Source organism: Patiriisocius sp. Uisw_017, assembly GCF_047731265.1.
GTDB lineage: Bacteria > Bacteroidota > Bacteroidia > Flavobacteriales > Flavobacteriaceae > Patiriisocius.
On sequence record NZ_CP159835.1, the window covers coordinates 2,258,217 to 2,276,765 of the forward strand.

Genomic DNA, 18,549 nt, shown 5'->3' on the forward strand with positions numbered 1-18,549 from the left:
GCAGCTTCAAATAAAGATATGGAATACGCTGAAAATATATTAGGAACAATAGGCAATACACCCTTGGTAAAAGTTAATAAACTTGCGGAGGGAATTCCGGCATTAGTGCTCGCTAAGTACGAAACTTTCAACCCGGGAAATTCGACGAAGGATCGCATGGCGCTTGTGATGATTGAGGATGCTGAAGCAGATGGTCGCCTGCAACCCGGAGGGACTATTATTGAAGGTACCAGTGGTAATACAGGAATGGGTTTGGCACTTGCTGCCATTGTAAAAGGATATAAAATGATCTGCGTGTTAAGCGACAAACAAAGCAAGGAAAAAATGGATATTCTGCGTGCGGTGGGAAGCGAAGTTGTCGTATGCCCAACAGATGTAGCTCCAAATGATCCTCGTTCTTATTACAGTACGTCAAAAAGGCTAGCTGAGGAAACCCCTAATAGTTGGTATGTAAATCAATATGACAATCCCAGCAATGCAAAAGCGCATTATCAAAGTACAGGACCTGAAATTTGGAAGCAAACTGATGGAAAAATAACACATTTTGTAGTAGGTGTTGGAACTGGAGGGACCATAAGTGGTGTGGGAAAATATTTAAAAGAACAAAATCCCAAGATAAAAATTTGGGGGATTGATACCTACGGAAGTGTTTTTAAAAAATACCACGAAACTGGAATCTTTGATGAAAAAGAAATATATCCCTATGTGACGGAAGGTATCGGAGAAGATATTCTGCCAGAAAATGTTGATTTTAGCATCATCGACGGCTTCACAAAAGTAACCGATAAAGACGCTGCTGTTTGGACACAAAAGCTCTCTAAAGAGGAAGGAATGTTTCTAGGAAATAGCGCAGGTGCTGCTATGAAAGGGGTGCACCAGTTAAAGGAACATTTTACTAAAGACGATGTGGTCGTAGTGCTTTTTCACGATCACGGAAGTCGGTATGTTGGAAAGATGTATAATGATGATTGGATGCGAAAGATGGGCTATATAGATTAAAACAAGGGTTTATACCTATTGACACACATTATAATTTGTTTTAATTTATTTTTTTAAACTTTAAAATAATATTGTGAAAAAATCATTACTCGCTCTCTCTCTCTCTCTCTCTCTCTCTTACTTAGCGTAACAGGGATGTTTGGACAATCTTTTATTTGTGTTACAGAAGATGACCCCGCGCCAGATCCTCCAGGAAAGCGCTCCTACTCAACCGATCCCTAGCTAATAAATTCTTTTAGTCCTGTAGTTTTTAATGTAAAATATTGGATTTTACTAGAAGATGGCGATGTGGTAGATTTAGACAGTCCTTTCTAAACGGGTTTTACATAAGACGATGCATTAGAAGAGGTTGCAGCCTAAAATAGAGCTTCTAAGGGAGGGAAGGTGACCAAGTTTTTAGATGGCGTACTCAATACTAATATCCAAGAAACTCCCTAAAGATTCTTTGCAAATAAACAATCCAGTCCTCATTGATAATTTAGAAACTGGTTTGTATAAAATTGAAAAAGATTTTGAAGATGGATCGAAAACACAAGTGATCATCCAAAAAAACAACGAATAATCGCATAAATACTTACAATATGAAAAATTTAATACCATTACTTATTGGTGTTTGTACCGTCCTTTCACTAAAAGCACAAATAACTTTGATCCCAGATTCCAATTTTGAACAAGAATTAGTGAACCCGCTAATTGATAGTGACAATACTATAAACGGTCAAGTTGCGACGGCTGATATTGAAAATTTAACGGAATTAAATGCGGTAGAGGCCGGCATTCAGGATATGACAGGGATTCAAGATTTTGTTTCGCTTGAGTTTTTGGATTGTTTTTTAAACGATATATCAAGCATTGATGTGAGTAATTTAAATAATCTTGTTGCCCTTGGGGTTGGAACAAATAATTTAAGTGAGATTGATATATCTGAAAATATTCATTTGACAGTGTTCACCTGCGCATATAACAATATCACGACCATTGATGTTTCAAATAATCCTTTGTTGGAGTTTGTCTTTATAGGTCAAACAGAAGCCATAATTACACCCCGCAATACGATAACTAGTATTGACTTTAGCAATTATCCAAAATTTAGAAAATGTAAAAGTAGGACACTTTGAGCTTGAAAATTTAGATGTTATGAATGGAAATAACATTGTCTTAAATAATGATTTTGAGGCTAAGGGCAATCCAATATTAACCTGTATCCTGCTAGATGATCCTGTTACAGCCAATAATGGAGAGTTGCCTTATAGTGTTAGGGAGATAGACGCAGGCACAGGCTATGCCAACGGGTCAGATTGTACCTTGGGTATTGTTAATACCTCTTCAAAAGAGTTGGCGATATATCCCAATCCGGCTACGGAGTATATTTTTTACGATCTAGGCCATGAGCGTGCTAAAAAACTAGCGGTTTACAATGCCCTAGCGAGCTTAGTCAAAACCCACACTAATAGAATTCCTTCGTATATTGTACTTTCAGAGTTTCCAAATGGGGTTTATTTTTTAAAGATGGAAACGGAGACGAATTTATATGCGTCTAGGTTTATAAAGGAATAATTTATTGTTAAACAACTGTTTAAACCCACGAAGCACAGTTCTTTGAGGGTTTATTACGTTTAAAATTTTAAAAAATAGTATATTGAATGACGTATCATTTTTTATAAATAACTCATGAACGAAGATTTCCTTCACTATGTTTGGAAATTTCAGAAATTAACAAGTCTGGAATTAAGCACTGTTGCTGGGAACTCTTTGCAGGTTTTAAATGTAGGACAGCACAACCATAATGCAGGCCCAGATTTTTTTAATGGTCAAATAATTATCAATAATCAAAAGTGGGCAGGTACGGTTGAAATCCATATAAAATCTAGCGATTGGTATGCCCACGGCCACGAGAAAGATCCCGCCTACGATTCGGTTATCCTGCATGTTGTTTGGGAACACAATGTGGATGTTTTTAGAGAAGACAATACCGCCATCCCTACTTTAGAATTAAAAAATAGTATTGCTCCACAAATTCTTAAAAATTACCAGAAACTGTTTCACACAAAATCCTATTGGATCAACTGCGAAAACAGTTTTGCTGAGGTATCAGCGCTTACGGTTACTAATTGCATAGAACGTCTTTACATAGAACGCCTAGAAAATAAATATGCATTAATTCAAGAAAGGCTTAATAAGCTAAATAATCATTGGGAAGCAGTTCTTTTTGAAATGTTGTGTAAAAACTTTGGGCTTAATGTTAATGGCGCTTCCTTTTTGAGCATTGCACAATCCATTCCGTTTTCTGTGTTACAAAAATGCAGACAATCGCCACAAATCCTAGAAGCATTATTAATGGGGCAAGCTGGTTTTTTTGAAAGGGAGACACAAGATGCTTACCATAAGGATCAGAAAGAAAACTATATTTTCTTAGCTTCAAAATTTTCACTCTCTAGCATAACAGTCGCAGCGCCTAAATATTTTAGATTGCGACCTCCTAATTTTCCAACAATAAGATTGTCTCAACTTTCAGCACTGTATCACGAAAGACCTTCTTTGTTTTCTGAAGTAATAAAAATAGATACTGTTGCTGGGTTTTACAAATTGTTTGAGGTATCTGCTTTGGGGTATTGGGATACCCATTATAACTTTGGCGTTGTTGCAGCTCCTAGAAAAAGAAAACTTACAAAAAAGTTTATCGACTTATTGATTATTAATACAGTGATCCCTTTAAAATTCGCTTATGCAACCTCTACAGGAAAGAATGTCACAGAAGCGCTTATAGCACTCGCCAGTAAGCTTCCAAAAGAGAAAAATAGTATTGTAGATGGTTTCAATAGGCTAAAACCAATTGTAGAAAATGCGTTTGACTCTCAAGGAGTACTTCAGTTAAAAAATGAATATTGTGATAAGTTGAAATGCATGCAATGTGCTGTTGGCAATGCGTTGTTGAGAAAATAGTTTTATTTTTTGAGCTTTGAGCTTTGAGCTTTGAGCTATGAAGTTATGAATATTTCGTATTCAGTTTAATTTCTTATCGTTTTAGGTTGGCTATGGAGGAAGGAACTAGTTTATATCAGATTAAGTTTGTAGTGATATTATCGATTTCATTTTTGATTTTGAATTCAATTTCATTACTTTACAACTATGTTACAATGGGTATATAACGTACGACACTTTTTTGAGCGCCATGGCTATTATGTATGTGCTCGTTTAGCCGATAAACTAGGGATGCGAGCTAATAATGTTCGGTTATTTTTTATTTACGTTTCCTTTGCTACCCTCGGTATCTGGTTTGCTATTTACTTGACGCTAGCGTTTTGGTTGCGCCTAAAAGATCTTGTGTATTCAAAACGTACTTCAGTATTTGATTTATGAGAAGACTTTTATATTCGAGAGTTTTTATTCCTGCACTGCTGATATTAGCAGTTTTTTTTTGTACTAGTTTTTGACTGTTTGCTTGCGGTTTTGGAAGAAACAGTAAGCAAGCAGCAGGAAAATTAGTGGATTACGATAAGGGTTTTGTAAATACTAAAAAAGATTATGAGATCGCAGATTGATTTTGCGATGGTGGGTTTTTGTTTATTGTGCTTTCTGCAAAGCAAATAAATCCGAATCTAAAGATTATAAGTCGCGCTAAAGAGGAAACTAGTTATCGAAAAATGAAATTAGCCGGCGCAAACAATGTTGTTTTACCAGATAAAATAGGAGGCCATCACATGGTGTCTTTAGCAGTAGTTTCAGATTTGATAATATTTTTAGATAATTTATCAATTTCTGGTATTGTTGAGAGTATGAGTGCAGAACAAGTGAGCTTTGAAAATGTGTGTCCTAACAGAAAAGAGCTGCCTATTAAGGGTCTTGATATCAGACAATAAGCGGGTTGTTCTGTGATAGGATACAAAACTCCGTTAATGGACCATATTGTTAATCCCTAGCCACCACTCATATTACAAAAAGGTTCAAAGCTTATTTTAATAGGGCGTCCCAGACAAATTGAAAGTTTCAAAAACAGGTGCCGGTTATAATATTATGTTAACATTTTAACGGCTAATAATTTGAAAAGCCTATTTTTTTTAGCATCTTGCTAGGAATAATTAATAAACAAAAATTAGAATAAAAGATTATGAAGAAATATCTTCTTTCGGTATTAGCGATTGCCTTACCAATACTAACCTTTGCTCAAGAACTTGGTATGGATGAAAAAATTGACCAAGCCTTTGGCAATGCAACAGGTTGGTTTGTTGAGTTTATATTTTATCAAATTCCTTTCACAGATGAAATAAGCGTTTACTGGGTTTTATTCCCACTCATTTTGGGGGCTGTCTATTTTACTATTTACTTTAATTTTATAAATTTCAAAGGATTTTTTACTTCGATCAACATTGTAAGAGGCAAATATGATCACTTAGAAGGACAGGGCAACGATGCTATTGAAGCTTCAGATTCAGTTCACAAGGATGCTGAAGGAGATAATCCAGATACTATTAGAGTTGAAGGGCACGAGGGAGAAGTTTCTCACTTCCAGGCGCTCACAGCTGCATTGTCTGCAACGGTAGGTTTAGGAAATATTGCGGGGGTTGCAATTGCAGTATCCATAGGTGGTGCAGGGGCAACATTCTGGATGATAGTTGCTGGGTTTTTAGGGATGGCTTCCAAGTTTGTTGAATGTACCTTAGGTGTAAAATACAGAGATATCGCTGCAGATGGAACTGTTTATGGTGGTCCAATGTATTATTTGACAAAAGGACTAAAGGAAAGAGGAATGGGAGGTCTAGGAAAAGTTCTCGCAGTAGTTTTTGCTATTTTTGTTATTGGTGGATCTTTTGGAGGTGGAAACATGTTCCAAGTAAATCAAGCGTTTCAATTAGTTGAAAATATAACGGGCGGAGATCAGTCGTTTTTGCACAACAGAGGATGGATGTTTGGTATTGTAATGGCAATTTTAGTAGGGATTGTTATTATTGGTGGTATCAAGAAAATAGCTAAAGTAACCGATAAGATTGTGCCATTTATGGTAGTAATTTATGTAGCAGCTTCTTTATTTGTATTGATTTCAAACTATGACATGGTAGGTGATGCTTTTATGCAAATTTGGGATGGGGCATTTAGCCCTATAGGAATTGCTGGTGGTGCCATTGGAGTACTAATACAAGGATTTAGGCGTGCAGCGTTTTCTAATGAGGCAGGTATTGGTTCTGCTTCTATCGCGCATTCTGCGGTAAAAACAAAATATGCAGCAAGTGAAGGAATGGTAGCATTATTAGAACCATTTATAGATACGGTAGTTGTTTGTACAATGACGGCATTGGTATTAATAATTACAGGTTCGTTAACAGGTTCAGGGCCTTCTAGTGATGCAGAGGCAATCTTGATGACGTCAGGAGCCTTTGAAAGTGTTATCTCTTGGTTTCCGTATGTGTTAACTATAGCCGTTGTGTTGTTTGCATTTAGTACTATGATTTCTTGGTCTTATTATGGTTTCCAAGGTTGGGCGTATCTATTTGGACGTTCAAAAAAAATGGAGTATGCTTATAAGCTTCTTTTTTGTATATTCGTTGTCATAGGTTCAGCAGCAAGTCTAGGGTCGGTTATTGGTTTCTCAGATGCGATGATTTTTGCGATGATGATACCCAATATGATTGGACTCGTATTACTTGCGCCGAAAGTAAAAGAAGAGTTAAAGAAATACATGGAAGCGATTAAGAAAAAGTAATCTTTTTCTAACAGTTATTATTAGATAATTTATAAAATCCCCAGTTTTTATACTAGGAGTTTTATGAAAAATTTTAAATCCCACTTCGAATTTGACACAGCGCAACGAAGTGGGATTTTGTTATTGGTAGTATTTATCACTTCGCTATTATATTTTTCGTTTTTCTATGAGTTTACTTCGGAGGATATGCTAGATGCTTCCTCTAATGAGATGCTTAAGTTGCAATACGAGATAGATTCACTGCGCCTAAAAGCTCTTAAAAAGAAAGCGCCCAAAATATATCCATTCAATCCTAACTTTATTACAGACTATAAAGCATATACGTTGGGTATGGATACAGAAGAATTTGACCGCCTAAAAGAGTTCAGAAATAGAGGCCAGTGGGTTAATAGTATTCTAGATTTCAAGAAAGTCACAAAGGTTTCAGATAGCGTACTTGATAAGATAAGTCCTTATTTTAAATTTCCTGATTGGGTGACAAACCCCAAACCCAGAAATACTTTTAAAAAGAATAAAATCGTTGAAAAGGAATTGCCTTTTGCAAGTAAAATAGACCTTAATGAGGCTACGGCTATAACATTACAAAAAGTTAGAGGAATTGGTCCTGCACTAAGTGAGCGTATCCTGAAACAGAAAAAATATCTAGGAGGTTTTAGTAATGATGCACAGCTTTATAGTGTTTGGGGGGTGGATACTACCGTTGTGAAAAGAGTTTTAATGCGGTTTACCGTCAAAACTCCAAAACAAATAAATAAGATTGCTATAAATAGTGCCTCGGCTTCAGATATTTCAACAATTCCAGGGGTTTCATTTGAGCTCGCAAAAGAAATTTGGGAGTATAGAACACTTCACGAACGTATCTCGTCCTTTTCAGAACTTCAAAAAATAGAAGGAATTACTTCAGCCAAATTAAAGCTAATTGAATTATATTTGTCAATAAACTAATAGGCGTTAGTTTCAAGTCTCAAATTAATAGTTTAGAGACAATATATTCTTAATTCAGCAATATTATTATTATGTATTTTACCGAAGAGCACGAGTTTTTTAGAAAGAGTTTTCAGGATTTCTTAAAGAAAGAAGTTGTTCCCTATATAGACGATTGGGAGGCTTCTGGAACCATAGATCGTTCAATTTGGAAAAAATTTGGAGATATGGGTTATTTTGGACTTGCCACCCCTGAAGCTTATGATGGATTAGACCTTGATATCTTTTATACCATTATTTTTATTGAAGAACTACAAAAAATAAATAGTGGAGGTTTTGCAGCGGCTATATGGGCGCATGAATATCTCGCTATGACACATTTAAATAAAGAGGCCAACCACGAACAAAAGCTTAAATATTTAGTTCCAAGTGTATCAGGAGATATGATAGGCTGTCTTTGTATTACGGAGCCCTTTGGTGGAAGTGATGTGGGTGGAATGCGCACAACAGCGGTTAAAGAAGGTGATCACTATGTCATTAATGGTTCAAAGACATTTATAACCAATGGTATTTATAGCGACTATTTAATTGTAGCGGCAAAAACAAAGCCTGAACTAGGAAACAAAGGAATTAGCATCTTTGTTATGGATCGTGACGTTGCAGGTTTGAGTGCGACGAAATTAGACAAGTTGGGATGGCGTGCAAGTGATACGGCAGAGCTAGCTTTTGATAATGTTAAAATTCCAGTTGAAAACTTAATGGGTGAAGAAAATATGGGGTTCCCATATATCATGCAGCACTTCGCATTGGAACGATTAATTATGGGTGTAAATGCACACGCTAGAAGCGAGTGGGCATTAGAATACACTATTGAATATATGAAAGAACGAACTGCTTTTGGTCAATCTATTTCAACATTTCAGGCATTGCGTCATCGCATTGCAGATTTAGCGAGCGAGGTAGAAATGTCAAAAACGTTTAATTATGTAACGGCAAAACGTTTAGGAGATGGTGAGTATGTTGTTAAAGAGGCTACCATGTCTAAGTTGTTATCGACAAAAATAGCAGATACGGTAGCTACTGAATGTGTTCAGTTTCTTGGAGGTTATGGCTACATGGAAGAATATCCATTAGCTCGTAATTTAAGAGATAGCAGGTTAGGGCCAATTGGAGGTGGAACTTCAGAAATATTGAGAGAGATTATTTCAAAAATGGTTATTGAAGGAGTGAATTATAAGCCAGCGACCTAGATTGCTAATAAAATTCGGCATACATTTAGCTGTGTAAATTATATTTAACTTAATACGATCAGCTTTGAATACGTCCTTATTAAAAACTCCAATTGGTATTTTACTTTTGTTTATTGGCTTCACAGGCTATAGTCAAATTGAAATTAAAAGTAAGATTGTTGATTTTGCAACCTTTACTCCTATTGAAAGTGCGAGCATCTATGTTCAAAACTCCACCGTTGGTGTTGTTAGTAATAGGGATGGTAGATTTGAGCTGTCAGTGCCACAAAAACTAGTTAATGATACCCTGATAATTTCTTCCATTGGGTATAAAAGTTATAAAAGTATTGTCAAAGATTTTGATGCTTCTATGGATATCTTTTTAGAAGAAGATGTTGCTTCGCTAGATGAAGTTTTATTGATAGCAGAAACAAGGCCTAAAACAGGTAATGATATCGTGCTTCGGGCCATTGAGGAATTGCCAGAAACATTACCTGACAGTTCTTACATTCAAAAAGGATTTTTACGACACAAAGAAAAAAACGCATCCGAATATAAATGGCTTATTGAAAGTGCAATAACATTGTACGATTCAAGTTACAATGCTGGGGCGAGAAAAAATTTGAAACTTAATGTAGACGAAACCCGCAAAAGTTTTGATATGCGCAATGTGGATAGTCTTTTTGCCTATACGGCGTACCTCAAAAACAGAACGCGTAATAAAAAATTGCGTAAAAATAATTTGAGAAGAGATACCATTTCTACGTCGTCTTTGGTAAAGGCAATTCGCTGGAACGACGAGCGCGTAAATGGTTTGGATAAACTTTTTAGAGGTAAGTTAAATTTATTCAGAAACGCAAATCAATCCTTGGCGTTGTTTGGTGATCGTGTTTTAGAGAAGCATCAATTCAAACTAGACACGGTCTTGGTTGAAAATGGCAAGAAATTATATAAAGTCAAAATTTCAAAAGGAAGTGATTTTGTAGGGTTGAATACACCAGATATTTATAACGAGGGTTTTGAAGCAAAAGGATGGTTGTATATTGACTGGGATTCGTATGCTATCAAGAAGGTTGAATACCAATTAATAGCCGCTTCAGACAATCAAAAGAAACGAAGTAAAAGTCTTTTTGGGACACTAGTAAATCATAAATTGGTTATGACCTATATGGAGTACCAAGGAAAGATGTACCCAAAATATATTTATTACGAAACTCCAAAACTGGTAAATGCAGGAGACCGTTCTAGCGATCAAGTAGACAAAGACGGCAATCCAACCCAAGACAAAAACGAATTTTATTACAACACTGTTCAGGAAATAGTTTTTACTGAAATTATTCGTGATCACGATATTATTAAACAAGAACTTTCAAAAAAATGGTCTGAAGACATCTTTTCTCCAAGACCCTACCATCCAGAATTTTGGGAAGACTACAATGTGCTGTTAGAAAGCGAAGAAGAAGATAAGTTGATACGAGATTTGAGTAGACGGGCTGGTTTGTTTAAGGAATAATTGATTTAACATCTATTCTGCAGGAGATCAGGAGTGGGGTTTATTTTCTCAACTAAAAAGCTTTAATGATGTATAACAGTTGTTCTTGTAATATCAATACAATTTTGATTTGGAGCATATAGTATAATCAGAGAAATAATAAAAGGGCACATTATAAATGCCCTTTTTGGTTAATATTATAACAAGCATTATTTCACATGATTCTTTACAGTAATTCTTTCCGCACGACTTATAGTGTTAAGCTCACTAAATATCAAGTTACTTTGTCTGCCTGAATAGTTAAATGAAGTAACTGAAGCCAAATCATCTTGGGTAGCTAAAGTCCCACTAAAGGTCTCAATTAAATCGCCATACTGGACTTGAATAGTATAGTTAGTAGAGCCTTGACCATTACTCTCATAATAATGTGCTTGAACCATATAGTTGCCTAATGGAGCCGTTGAAGCCCAAAATATATTTTCTGGACCAAATCCATCTACGTCATCCACATCTAAATAGCCACCGCTTTGAGAGGTGGTGTTGGTATAATCTATTTGTTCTCCAGTTGGATCTGTTACCCATAAATCAATATCGCTAGTAGTATCCCAGACCAAAGTAACTTTTATAACACCAAAACCAGAAAAAAGCGCGCCTTCTGCAATTGCTATATTTTGCTCCCCAATCGTATTTAAAATGTTTTGAGTTTGGTCGATGATTCCTCCAATTCCCCCAAGGATCAATGAGTAACAAGCAACAGGGTCACCAGACTGACAACCCATTGTATCGGCTATATAACTATATATATTATTAGCAGACCCAAGTTGATTTATGACAATATTTTGGTTGTCTGAATTTTCATTAATTAGAGTGATTGCGTTTATAATAAGTGAACTACACGTTGCCAAAGCTATGGGTATTGCAAAACCAGCCGTACTGACAATCAAACCAGTTCCAGCGGTAATACAAGTTACCGTTCCTATTGCAATGCCCACTGCGCTTATTGCGACACTCGCCGCTTGTAAAGCCTCTCCAGGGTTTCTAGTTGGCGCTCTCTCGGGTATGACAATAGCGATGTCTCTGATATAATTTACTTGATTATCTTGTTTTAGAACACCTATATCAACCAATGTATTGTTTTGCTTGAATGCGAATAGAAAAACTGTATTGTCACTTGTTGTGATTCTATTTGGTAAAAGTGTGTATTCATCGATAACAACATTCATAAAGTCAGAACCATTAGTATATATCAAGCCGTCTACATAAGAATCGCCATTTGTATCTATAGTTACAATGCGTTCGCCATTCTCATGTTGCAATATAATTGGCATCTCATTTATTCCTGTTTCTAGAATTCCCAAGCCTTTATAGAGTAAGTCTGAAGTTTGGATTTCATCGCTATCTTCATCCTGAGTGCAAGAAAAAGCCGTTGCAAATAGTATCAAGGTAAATATTAGTGTTTTTAAATAATTCATAATTAGAGTTTTAAGTGTTAATTGTTTTCTCATAAAATTAATTTTTATATGATACAACAGAAAAATGGAAACACTTTTTGATGATTAGGCTTTTGTCTTTTCATCTTTCTTCTAAAAAAAAATCACAAATCACAATTCATAATTCATAATTTGTAGTATTTTTGCCGTCCAATAGAGAGGAGGTTATGGAACTATGTTAATTATACCAGTTAAAGACGGAGAAAATATAGACAGAGCGCTAAAACGTTTTAAGCGTAAGTTTGACCGCACAGGAACAATGCGTCAGTTACGTTCACGTCAGGCATTCTCAAAGCCATCGGTCGTGAGAAGAAAACAAATACAGAAAGCACAGTACATACAAGGACTTAGAGATGCAGAAGAGATCTAGTAGATTTCTTTGTTTTCAAAAAGTATTATAATAAAAACCACTTTCAATTTTGAAAGTGGTTTTTTTTGTTCACCTTTCGATGGTCACTATGTTTGTGAATTCAATTCTTTTAACCAGAACTATGTCAATTGTAAAATACTTAGAATATTTAGCTTTAGAAAAAAAGTATTCAAAAAACACGTTGATTGCTTATGAAAATGACCTGCAAACATTTGGGTCGTTTGTTTTGCAAAATTTTGAGATTGATAAACTAGCCGAAGTAAATTATAGTATGATTAGGAGCTGGATTGTCTCTATGGTTGATGAAGGTAAAAATAACCGTACTATAAATCGAAAGATAAGCTCATTACGAACTTTCTATAAATTTCTACTAAAAGTACAGGCAATTGAAACTACGCCTTTAGCAAAACACAAGGCGCTAAAAACAAGTACAAAAGTGCAGATCCCATTTTCAGAAGCTGAAATAACTGCTGTACTGGAACACTTAAGTGAAGCAAATGATTTTGAAACTACTCGAAATAAATTAATAGTCGAATTATTTTATTCAACTGGAATGCGAAGAGCAGAACTTGTTGGGCTGAAATTAACCGATATTTCTCAGGCTCAAAAAACAATCAAGGTATTGGGCAAAAGAAATAAGGAGCGTTTTATCCCCTTATTACCGTCAGTATTAAACTCGCTTGCAAAATATTTGAAATTTAGAACTGAAATTGAGGATTCAGATTTAAATCAAAGTTTGTTGCTAACGTCAAAAGGAAAACCTGTTTACGAAGTATTAGTGTATCGTATAATTAACAAATATTTTGAGCAAGTTTCTGCTAAGGTAAAAACGAGTCCTCATATTCTTAGGCATTCGTTTGCTACTCATTTATTGAATGAAGGAGCAGCGTTAAATGCTGTAAAGGAATTATTGGGTCATTCTAGCTTGGCATCAACACAAGTATATACCCACAATGATATAGCGGCGCTCAAAGAAGTATATCGCAATGCACATCCTCGTAATTCTTGAATTTTTATTTTTGAAATAATAATGAATTTATTCGTTAGATTCTGAACATAGAAGGGAAATAGATTGCCAAAAAGATATTTTTAAATAAATCAACTAATTTTTTTTAAAAAATGTTTTGAGAAGATAAATAATTACCTACATTTGCAGTCCGTTAGAAATAGCGGACTTTTTTATGCTGAATTTTTCAGTTTAAAAAGCAGTAAAAAGCCGATGTAGCTCAGCTGGCTAGAGCAGCTGATTTGTAATCAGCAGGTCGTGGGTTCGAGTCCCTCCATCGGCTCTTAAATTTTGAAATATTGCATTAATTTTGAGTCTAAATTTTTAGAATTTAAAATTAGATTGGGGAGATACTCAAGCGGCCAACGAGGGCAGACTGTAAATCTGCTGACTACGTCTTCGCAGGTTCGAATCCTGCTCTCCCCACATTGTCACCCTTTTGTTTGCGGTGGTAAAAAGTAAAGAATGTAGTTCTTAAAAATATTGAAGTTTGAAAATCTTGTCATGAGGTTTTCTTTTAAAAGCGGGAGTAGCTCAGTTGGTAGAGCATCAGCCTTCCAAGCTGAATGTCGCCAGTTCGAACCTGGTCTCCCGCTCTATAAAAGTTAAAAGTTAATAGTTGTTGGTTTAGTATTTAAGTCTAACTATAAACTTTAAACCTGGAACCTGCAAATAATAAAGCCGGTGTAGCTCAGGGGTAGAGCGTTTCCTTGGTAAGGAAGAGGTCACGAGTTCAATTCTCGTCATTGGCTCAAAAATTTTAGAATTCGATTAAACACTAATAAATAACTAAGTTTAAATTAATACACAATGGCAAAAGCAACATACGATCGGTCAAAACCACACTTAAATGTAGGTACTATTGGACACGTAGATCACGGTAAAACAACATTAACAGCTGCTATTACTAAGGTGATGGCTGATGCTGGTTTTTCAGAAGCTTCGGCTTTTGACCAAATTGACAACGCTCCTGAAGAAAAAGAGCGAGGTATAACTATTAACTCTTCTCACGTTGAATATGCGACGGCTAATCGTCATTATGCACACGTTGATTGTCCAGGTCACGCCGATTATGTAAAAAACATGGTTACTGGTGCTGCTCAAATGGACGGTGCTATTTTAGTTGTTGCTGCAACAGATGGTCCAATGCCACAAACACGCGAGCATATCCTGTTAGGACGTCAGGTGGGTATTCCACGTATGGTTGTATTTATGAATAAAGTAGATATGGTTGATGACGACGAATTGCTTGAACTAGTTGAGATGGAGATCAGAGATCTTTTATCCTTCTACGAGTATGATGGTGATAATGGACCTGTAATCGCTGGATCTGCATTAGGTGCATTGAATGGTGAGCAAAAATGGGTTGATTCTGTTATTGAATTAATGGAAGCGGTTGATACTTGGATAGAAGAGCCTTTAAGAGAGATTGATAAGCCTTTTTTAATGCCTATCGAGGATGTATTTTCAATTACTGGTCGTGGAACTGTAGCTACAGGTCGTATCGAAACGGGTATTGCTAATACTGGAGATCCTGTTGAGATTATTGGTATGGGAGCTGAGAAATTAACTTCTACTATTACGGGTATTGAAATGTTCCGTCAAATCCTTGATAGAGGTGAGGCTGGAGATAACGCTGGTATTCTTTTAAGAGGTATTGAGAAGTCAATGATTTCTAGAGGAATGGTAATTGTTAAACCAGGTTCGGTAACACCACACGCTAAGTTTAAGGCTGAGGTTTATATTTTGAAGAAGGAAGAGGGTGGTCGTCATACACCATTCCATAATAATTATCGTCCACAGTTTTATGCGCGTACGACAGATGTTACTGGAACAATATCGCTTCCAGAAGGTGTAGAGATGGTAATGCCAGGAGATAACTTAACTATTCACGTTGAGCTTCTTCAAACTATCGCTATGTCTGTAGGTTTGCGTTTTGCAATTCGTGAAGGCGGTAGAACAGTAGGTGCAGGTCAAGTTACTGAGATTTTAGACTAATTAGATTAAATAAATAAGAGGTCAAAGGTGTTCTGTTTTTGCAGGGCGCCTTGACTTTTATAACGGGTTTACCTGTCTTGATAGGCATCCGAAGCATAAATCATTAATGATTTATATACGGGTTTAGCTCAGTTGGTAGAGCACTGGTCTCCAAAACCAGGTGTCGTGAGTTCGAGCCTCGCAACCCGTGCAAAAAGAAACGAACCGTGAATGTTCGAGACAACAGGTTAATATTGAGTTGGTTTTCTTTTTTTGAAGACTGTTTTGAAGAAAGCGTCATAAGCCATACAAATACGATAACATCTTTTAGAAATGATAAATTATATTAAAGAGTCTTATAGCGAACTAACAAATCATGTCACTTGGACACCTTGGGCTGAAGCACAAAGGTTAACAGTTATTGTGGCAGTATTTTCAATTGTCCTAGCGCTAGTGGTATGGGGAGTTGATAGTGTGTTTAGTAATGTTATAGCTTATTACTTTGAGTTAATTAAATAATAAGAATGACGGAAACAAAAAGTATAAAAAAGTGGTATGTAGTCCGTTCAGTAAGTGGACAGGAGAATAAGATCAAGGAATATCTTGAATCTGAGATAACGCGTCTTAATTTGTCAGATTATATAGAACAAATTCTTGTTCCTACTGAGAAAGTAATTCAGGTTCGTAATGGTAAAAAAGTTCAGAAAGAACGTGTTTTCTTTCCAGGATACATTATGGTTCAGGCAAGTCTTGTTGGTGAAATTCCGCATATTATTAAAGGTATAAATGGAGTAATAGGATTTCTTGGTGAAGTGAAAGGTGGAGAGCCTGTCCCGTTGCGTCAAGCTGAGGTTAACAGAATGTTAGGGAAGGTTGATGAACTCTCCGTTAAAGATGATAACATTAATATTCCATTTATCATTGGAGAAACAATAAAAGTGGTAGATGGTCCTTTTAATGGATTTAATGGTACGGTCGAGAAGATAAATGAAGAAAAGCGTAAGCTTGAAGTAATGGTTAAGATTTTTGGAAGAAAGACACCATTAGAGTTGAGTTATATGCAAGTTGAAAAAGTATAATTGTTACACGCTATATAATAGATTCTTTCTGAGGCTTCCACTTTAGAGATAATCACGTTTAATTAAAAATTAGAGAATGGCAAAAGAAGTCAGTAAAGTAGTAAAATTGCAAGTTCGTGGAGGTGCGGCAAATCCGTCACCACCAGTTGGACCCGCTTTAGGTGCTGCCGGTGTGAACATCATGGAGTTCTGTAAGCAATTTAATGCTAGAACACAGGATAAACAAGGAAAGGTATTGCCAGTTGCGATTACGGTTTATAAGGATAAGTCTTTTGACTTCGTTATAAAAACACCGCCAGCAGCAGTGCAGATTCTTGAAGCTACGAAGGTCAAAAAAGGATCTGGTGAGCCACATGTAAAAAAGGTAGGTACCATTACTTGGGATCAAATTAGAGCTATTGCAGAAGACAAAATGCCCGATTTAAACGCGTTTACGGTAGAAAGTGCTATGAAAATGGTTGCTGGTACTGCGCGCTCTATGGGAATCAAAACAAAAGGTGATGCGCCTTTTAACTAAAAAGAATCTATAAAATGGCAAGATTAACAAAAAACCAAAAGGCAGTTGCTGGAAAAGTGGAGGATAAAACCTACTCTGTTGCAGAAGCTTCCGTTTTGATAAAAGAAATCTCCAACACAAACTTCGATCCTTCTGTGGACTTGGCTGTGCGTCTCAATGTAGACCCACGAAAAGCAAATCAGATGGTAAGGGGTGTTGTTACCTTACCACATGGTACAGGTAAAGATGTAAAGGTTCTTGCTTTGGTTACTCCTGATAAGGAGGCTGAAGCTTTAGAAGCTGGTGCAGATTATGTTGGACTAGATGAGTACCTCGAAAAAATTAAAGGAGGTTGGACAGACGTTGACGTTATTGTTACTATGCCTAGTGTTATGGGTAAGTTAGGGCCTTTAGGGCGCATTTTAGGACCCCGTGGTCTTATGCCTAACCCAAAAACTGGTACAGTTACAATGGATGTTGCGAAAGCAGTTTCTGACGTGAAAGCTGGTAAAATCGACTTTAAAGTTGAGAAGAACGGTATTGTTCACGCAGCAGTGGGTAAGGCATCTTTTGATGCTGAAAAAATTGCAGGAAACGCAAGAGAATTATTAACTACGCTGGTAAAATTGAAGCCTCAAGCTTCAAAGGGTGTGTATATAAAAAGTATATACATGTCTAGTACCATGAGTCAAAGTGTTCAGATAGACACTAAGCGATTTACTGATCAGTAAAATTTAGAACTTATGACAAGACAAGAAAAATCACAAGTAATCGAGAGTTTGACTGCACAGTTAACAGATAGTACTATTATCTATCTTGCAGATATTTCTGGATTAGATGCTGGTACTACCACAAACCTTCGTCGTGCTTGTTTCAAAGCAGGAATAAAGATTGCTGTAGTTAAAAATACATTGCTCGCAAAAGCAATGGAAAGTGCCGATAAGGATTTTGGGAATTTATCCGATACTCTTAAAGGTAATACATCATTAATGTTTTCAGAAACTGGTAACGGGCCCGCTAAGGTAATCAAGGAATTTAGAAAAAAGTCTGAGAAGCCTTTGCTAAAGGGAGCGTATATTGAAGAAGCTATTTACATAGGAGACGATCAACTAGATAATCTAGTTAATATCAAATCCAAGGAAGAAGTTATCGGAGATATTATTGCCCTATTACAGTCACCTGCTCAAAATGTTATCTCGGCTCTTAAGAGTGGAGGGAATACAATTGCGGGAATTGTTAAGACACTTTCTGAAAGACAAGAATAATATTGCACTGAATAATTACAAATAATAAATTACAATTTTAAAAACGATAGAAAATGGCAGATTTAAAAGATTTCGCAGAACAATTAGTTAATTTAACCGTAAAAGAGGTTAATGAATTAGCTACCATATTAAAAGATGAGTACGGTATCGAGCCTGCTGCTGCAGCTGTAGCTGTTGGTGGTGGTGGTGCTGATGCTGAAGCTGTTGAGGAACAAACAGAATTTGATGTAATCCTGACTGCAGCCGGTGGAAGTAAATTAGCAGTTGTAAAACTAGTTAAAGAACTTACTGGTGCTGGTCTTAAAGATGCTAAAGATTTAGTAGATAGTGCTCCTTCTCCAATAAAAGAAGGTGTATCTAAAGATGAAGCTGAAGCTTTAAAAGCACAATTAGAAGAAGCAGGAGCAGAGGTTGAGCTTAAATAAGCTTCCGCAACTCCAAACCTTAAGGTTTAGGTCTTCCGATACGCTCGGAAAGACCTAAACCATTTTGTGTATATAAAGGTTAATAATTTTTAGAATATA

21 protein-coding genes and 5 tRNA genes are annotated in these 18,549 nt (G+C 36.2%); 25 read left to right on the top strand and 1 reads right to left on the bottom strand.

Going from position 1 to position 18,549, the window contains the following annotated elements:
• The first annotated feature begins 18 nt into the window (after positions 1-18).
• From ABXT67_RS10395 to ABXT67_RS10445, 11 genes are all read left to right on the top strand, one after another.
• Positions 19-999, top strand: coding sequence for a PLP-dependent cysteine synthase family protein (locus ABXT67_RS10395; protein WP_415373934.1), 981 nt, complete (start codon positions 19-21; stop codon positions 997-999).
• Between the two features lie 400 nt (positions 1,000-1,399).
• The gene (locus ABXT67_RS10400; RefSeq protein ID WP_415373935.1) at positions 1,400-1,561 is read left to right on the top strand and encodes a hypothetical protein; all 162 of its coding nucleotides are present in this window, start codon (positions 1,400-1,402) and stop codon (positions 1,559-1,561) included.
• 19 nt (positions 1,562-1,580) lie between these two features.
• The gene (locus ABXT67_RS10405; protein ID WP_415373936.1) at positions 1,581-2,117 is read left to right on the top strand and encodes a hypothetical protein; all 537 of its coding nucleotides are present in this window, start codon (positions 1,581-1,583) and stop codon (positions 2,115-2,117) included.
• Between the two features lie 19 nt (positions 2,118-2,136).
• Positions 2,137-2,556, top strand: coding sequence for a T9SS type A sorting domain-containing protein (locus ABXT67_RS10410; RefSeq protein WP_415373937.1), 420 nt, complete (start codon positions 2,137-2,139; stop codon positions 2,554-2,556).
• Positions 2,557-2,670: 114 nt separating this feature from the next.
• Positions 2,671-3,942, top strand: coding sequence for a DUF2851 family protein (locus ABXT67_RS10415; RefSeq protein ID WP_415373938.1), 1,272 nt, complete (start codon positions 2,671-2,673; stop codon positions 3,940-3,942).
• A gap of 186 nt (positions 3,943-4,128) precedes the next feature.
• On the top strand, positions 4,129-4,359 hold the full coding sequence (locus tag ABXT67_RS10420) for a PspC domain-containing protein (RefSeq protein ID WP_415373939.1): 231 nt from the start codon (positions 4,129-4,131) through the stop codon (positions 4,357-4,359).
• Positions 4,360-4,568: 209 nt separating this feature from the next.
• Entirely contained in the window at positions 4,569-4,859 is a 291-nt protein-coding gene (locus ABXT67_RS10425; protein ID WP_415373940.1) for a hypothetical protein, read from the top strand.
• Positions 4,860-5,107: 248 nt separating this feature from the next.
• Positions 5,108-6,697 (top strand): alanine/glycine:cation symporter family protein, encoded by a 1,590-nt coding sequence (locus ABXT67_RS10430; RefSeq protein WP_415373941.1) that lies wholly within the window; start codon positions 5,108-5,110, stop codon positions 6,695-6,697.
• A gap of 63 nt (positions 6,698-6,760) precedes the next feature.
• Positions 6,761-7,642, top strand: coding sequence for a ComEA family DNA-binding protein (locus tag ABXT67_RS10435; protein WP_415373942.1), 882 nt, complete (start codon positions 6,761-6,763; stop codon positions 7,640-7,642).
• A gap of 71 nt (positions 7,643-7,713) precedes the next feature.
• Entirely contained in the window at positions 7,714-8,871 is a 1,158-nt protein-coding gene (locus ABXT67_RS10440) for an acyl-CoA dehydrogenase family protein (RefSeq protein WP_415373943.1), read from the top strand.
• 64 nt (positions 8,872-8,935) lie between these two features.
• On the top strand, positions 8,936-10,363 hold the full coding sequence (locus tag ABXT67_RS10445; protein ID WP_415373944.1) for a carboxypeptidase-like regulatory domain-containing protein: 1,428 nt from the start codon (positions 8,936-8,938) through the stop codon (positions 10,361-10,363).
• A 188-nt stretch (positions 10,364-10,551) separates the two neighbouring features.
• On the opposite strand, the gene ABXT67_RS10450 is transcribed toward ABXT67_RS10445, so the two are convergent.
• The gene (locus ABXT67_RS10450; protein ID WP_415373945.1) at positions 10,552-11,814 is read right to left on the bottom strand and encodes a YfaP family protein; all 1,263 of its coding nucleotides are present in this window, start codon (positions 11,812-11,814) and stop codon (positions 10,552-10,554) included.
• A 193-nt stretch (positions 11,815-12,007) separates the two neighbouring features.
• Here ABXT67_RS10450 and rpsU point away from each other — a divergent pair, with 193 nt between their 5' ends.
• From rpsU to rplL, 14 genes are all read left to right on the top strand, one after another.
• The gene (gene rpsU, locus ABXT67_RS10455) at positions 12,008-12,202 is read left to right on the top strand and encodes a 30S ribosomal protein S21 (RefSeq protein ID WP_151895261.1); all 195 of its coding nucleotides are present in this window, start codon (positions 12,008-12,010) and stop codon (positions 12,200-12,202) included.
• A gap of 121 nt (positions 12,203-12,323) precedes the next feature.
• Complete coding sequence (locus ABXT67_RS10460; protein WP_415373946.1) at positions 12,324-13,211, top strand: tyrosine-type recombinase/integrase; 888 nt, start codon at positions 12,324-12,326, stop codon at positions 13,209-13,211.
• 206 nt (positions 13,212-13,417) lie between these two features.
• Positions 13,418-13,491: transfer RNA gene (locus tag ABXT67_RS10465), tRNA-Thr, on the top strand.
• A 61-nt stretch (positions 13,492-13,552) separates the two neighbouring features.
• Positions 13,553-13,634: transfer RNA gene (locus ABXT67_RS10470), tRNA-Tyr, on the top strand.
• A gap of 97 nt (positions 13,635-13,731) precedes the next feature.
• A tRNA-Gly gene (locus ABXT67_RS10475) sits at positions 13,732-13,804 on the top strand.
• 84 nt (positions 13,805-13,888) lie between these two features.
• Positions 13,889-13,960, top strand: a tRNA-Thr gene (locus tag ABXT67_RS10480).
• 58 nt (positions 13,961-14,018) lie between these two features.
• Entirely contained in the window at positions 14,019-15,206 is a 1,188-nt protein-coding gene (gene tuf / locus ABXT67_RS10485) for an elongation factor Tu (RefSeq protein WP_415373947.1), read from the top strand.
• 117 nt (positions 15,207-15,323) lie between these two features.
• A tRNA-Trp gene (locus ABXT67_RS10490) sits at positions 15,324-15,396 on the top strand.
• Positions 15,397-15,518: 122 nt separating this feature from the next.
• The gene (gene secE / locus ABXT67_RS10495; protein WP_415373948.1) at positions 15,519-15,704 is read left to right on the top strand and encodes a preprotein translocase subunit SecE; all 186 of its coding nucleotides are present in this window, start codon (positions 15,519-15,521) and stop codon (positions 15,702-15,704) included.
• A 5-nt stretch (positions 15,705-15,709) separates the two neighbouring features.
• A complete protein-coding gene (nusG, locus tag ABXT67_RS10500) occupies positions 15,710-16,264 on the top strand; it encodes a transcription termination/antitermination protein NusG (protein WP_415373949.1) in 555 nt (184 codons plus the stop codon).
• Positions 16,265-16,340: 76 nt separating this feature from the next.
• Positions 16,341-16,781: a 50S ribosomal protein L11 gene (rplK, locus tag ABXT67_RS10505; RefSeq protein WP_415373950.1), complete on the top strand. Its 441-nt coding sequence runs from the start codon at positions 16,341-16,343 to the stop codon at positions 16,779-16,781.
• A gap of 14 nt (positions 16,782-16,795) precedes the next feature.
• The gene (rplA, locus tag ABXT67_RS10510) at positions 16,796-17,491 is read left to right on the top strand and encodes a 50S ribosomal protein L1 (protein ID WP_415373951.1); all 696 of its coding nucleotides are present in this window, start codon (positions 16,796-16,798) and stop codon (positions 17,489-17,491) included.
• A 12-nt stretch (positions 17,492-17,503) separates the two neighbouring features.
• The gene (gene rplJ, locus ABXT67_RS10515) at positions 17,504-18,025 is read left to right on the top strand and encodes a 50S ribosomal protein L10 (protein WP_415373952.1); all 522 of its coding nucleotides are present in this window, start codon (positions 17,504-17,506) and stop codon (positions 18,023-18,025) included.
• A gap of 53 nt (positions 18,026-18,078) precedes the next feature.
• Complete coding sequence (gene rplL, locus ABXT67_RS10520; RefSeq protein ID WP_415373953.1) at positions 18,079-18,450, top strand: 50S ribosomal protein L7/L12; 372 nt, start codon at positions 18,079-18,081, stop codon at positions 18,448-18,450.
• Positions 18,451-18,549: the final 99 nt, after the last annotated feature.

Excerpts from the sequence above, each read along its gene's own strand:
- ABXT67_RS10395 (WP_415373934.1), top strand. The coding sequence starts at position 19 with ATGGAATACGCTGAAAATATATTAGGAACAATAGGCAATACACCCTTG.
- ABXT67_RS10400 (WP_415373935.1), top strand. The coding sequence starts at position 1,400 with ATGGCGTACTCAATACTAATATCCAAGAAACTCCCTAAAGATTCTTTG.
- ABXT67_RS10405 (WP_415373936.1), top strand. The coding sequence starts at position 1,581 with ATGAAAAATTTAATACCATTACTTATTGGTGTTTGTACCGTCCTTTCA.
- ABXT67_RS10410 (WP_415373937.1), top strand. The coding sequence starts at position 2,137 with ATGAATGGAAATAACATTGTCTTAAATAATGATTTTGAGGCTAAGGGC.
- ABXT67_RS10415 (WP_415373938.1), top strand. The coding sequence starts at position 2,671 with ATGAACGAAGATTTCCTTCACTATGTTTGGAAATTTCAGAAATTAACA.
- ABXT67_RS10420 (WP_415373939.1), top strand. The coding sequence starts at position 4,129 with ATGTTACAATGGGTATATAACGTACGACACTTTTTTGAGCGCCATGGC.
- ABXT67_RS10430 (WP_415373941.1), top strand. The coding sequence starts at position 5,108 with ATGAAGAAATATCTTCTTTCGGTATTAGCGATTGCCTTACCAATACTA.
- ABXT67_RS10435 (WP_415373942.1), top strand. The coding sequence starts at position 6,761 with ATGAAAAATTTTAAATCCCACTTCGAATTTGACACAGCGCAACGAAGT.
- ABXT67_RS10440 (WP_415373943.1), top strand. The coding sequence starts at position 7,714 with ATGTATTTTACCGAAGAGCACGAGTTTTTTAGAAAGAGTTTTCAGGAT.
- ABXT67_RS10450 (WP_415373945.1), bottom strand. The coding sequence starts at position 11,814 with ATGAATTATTTAAAAACACTAATATTTACCTTGATACTATTTGCAACG.
- rpsU (WP_151895261.1), top strand. The coding sequence starts at position 12,008 with ATGTTAATTATACCAGTTAAAGACGGAGAAAATATAGACAGAGCGCTA.
- ABXT67_RS10460 (WP_415373946.1), top strand. The coding sequence starts at position 12,324 with ATGTCAATTGTAAAATACTTAGAATATTTAGCTTTAGAAAAAAAGTAT.
- tuf (WP_415373947.1), top strand. The coding sequence starts at position 14,019 with ATGGCAAAAGCAACATACGATCGGTCAAAACCACACTTAAATGTAGGT.
- secE (WP_415373948.1), top strand. The coding sequence starts at position 15,519 with ATGATAAATTATATTAAAGAGTCTTATAGCGAACTAACAAATCATGTC.
- nusG (WP_415373949.1), top strand. The coding sequence starts at position 15,710 with ATGACGGAAACAAAAAGTATAAAAAAGTGGTATGTAGTCCGTTCAGTA.
- rplK (WP_415373950.1), top strand. The coding sequence starts at position 16,341 with ATGGCAAAAGAAGTCAGTAAAGTAGTAAAATTGCAAGTTCGTGGAGGT.
- rplA (WP_415373951.1), top strand. The coding sequence starts at position 16,796 with ATGGCAAGATTAACAAAAAACCAAAAGGCAGTTGCTGGAAAAGTGGAG.
- rplJ (WP_415373952.1), top strand. The coding sequence starts at position 17,504 with ATGACAAGACAAGAAAAATCACAAGTAATCGAGAGTTTGACTGCACAG.
- rplL (WP_415373953.1), top strand. The coding sequence starts at position 18,079 with ATGGCAGATTTAAAAGATTTCGCAGAACAATTAGTTAATTTAACCGTA.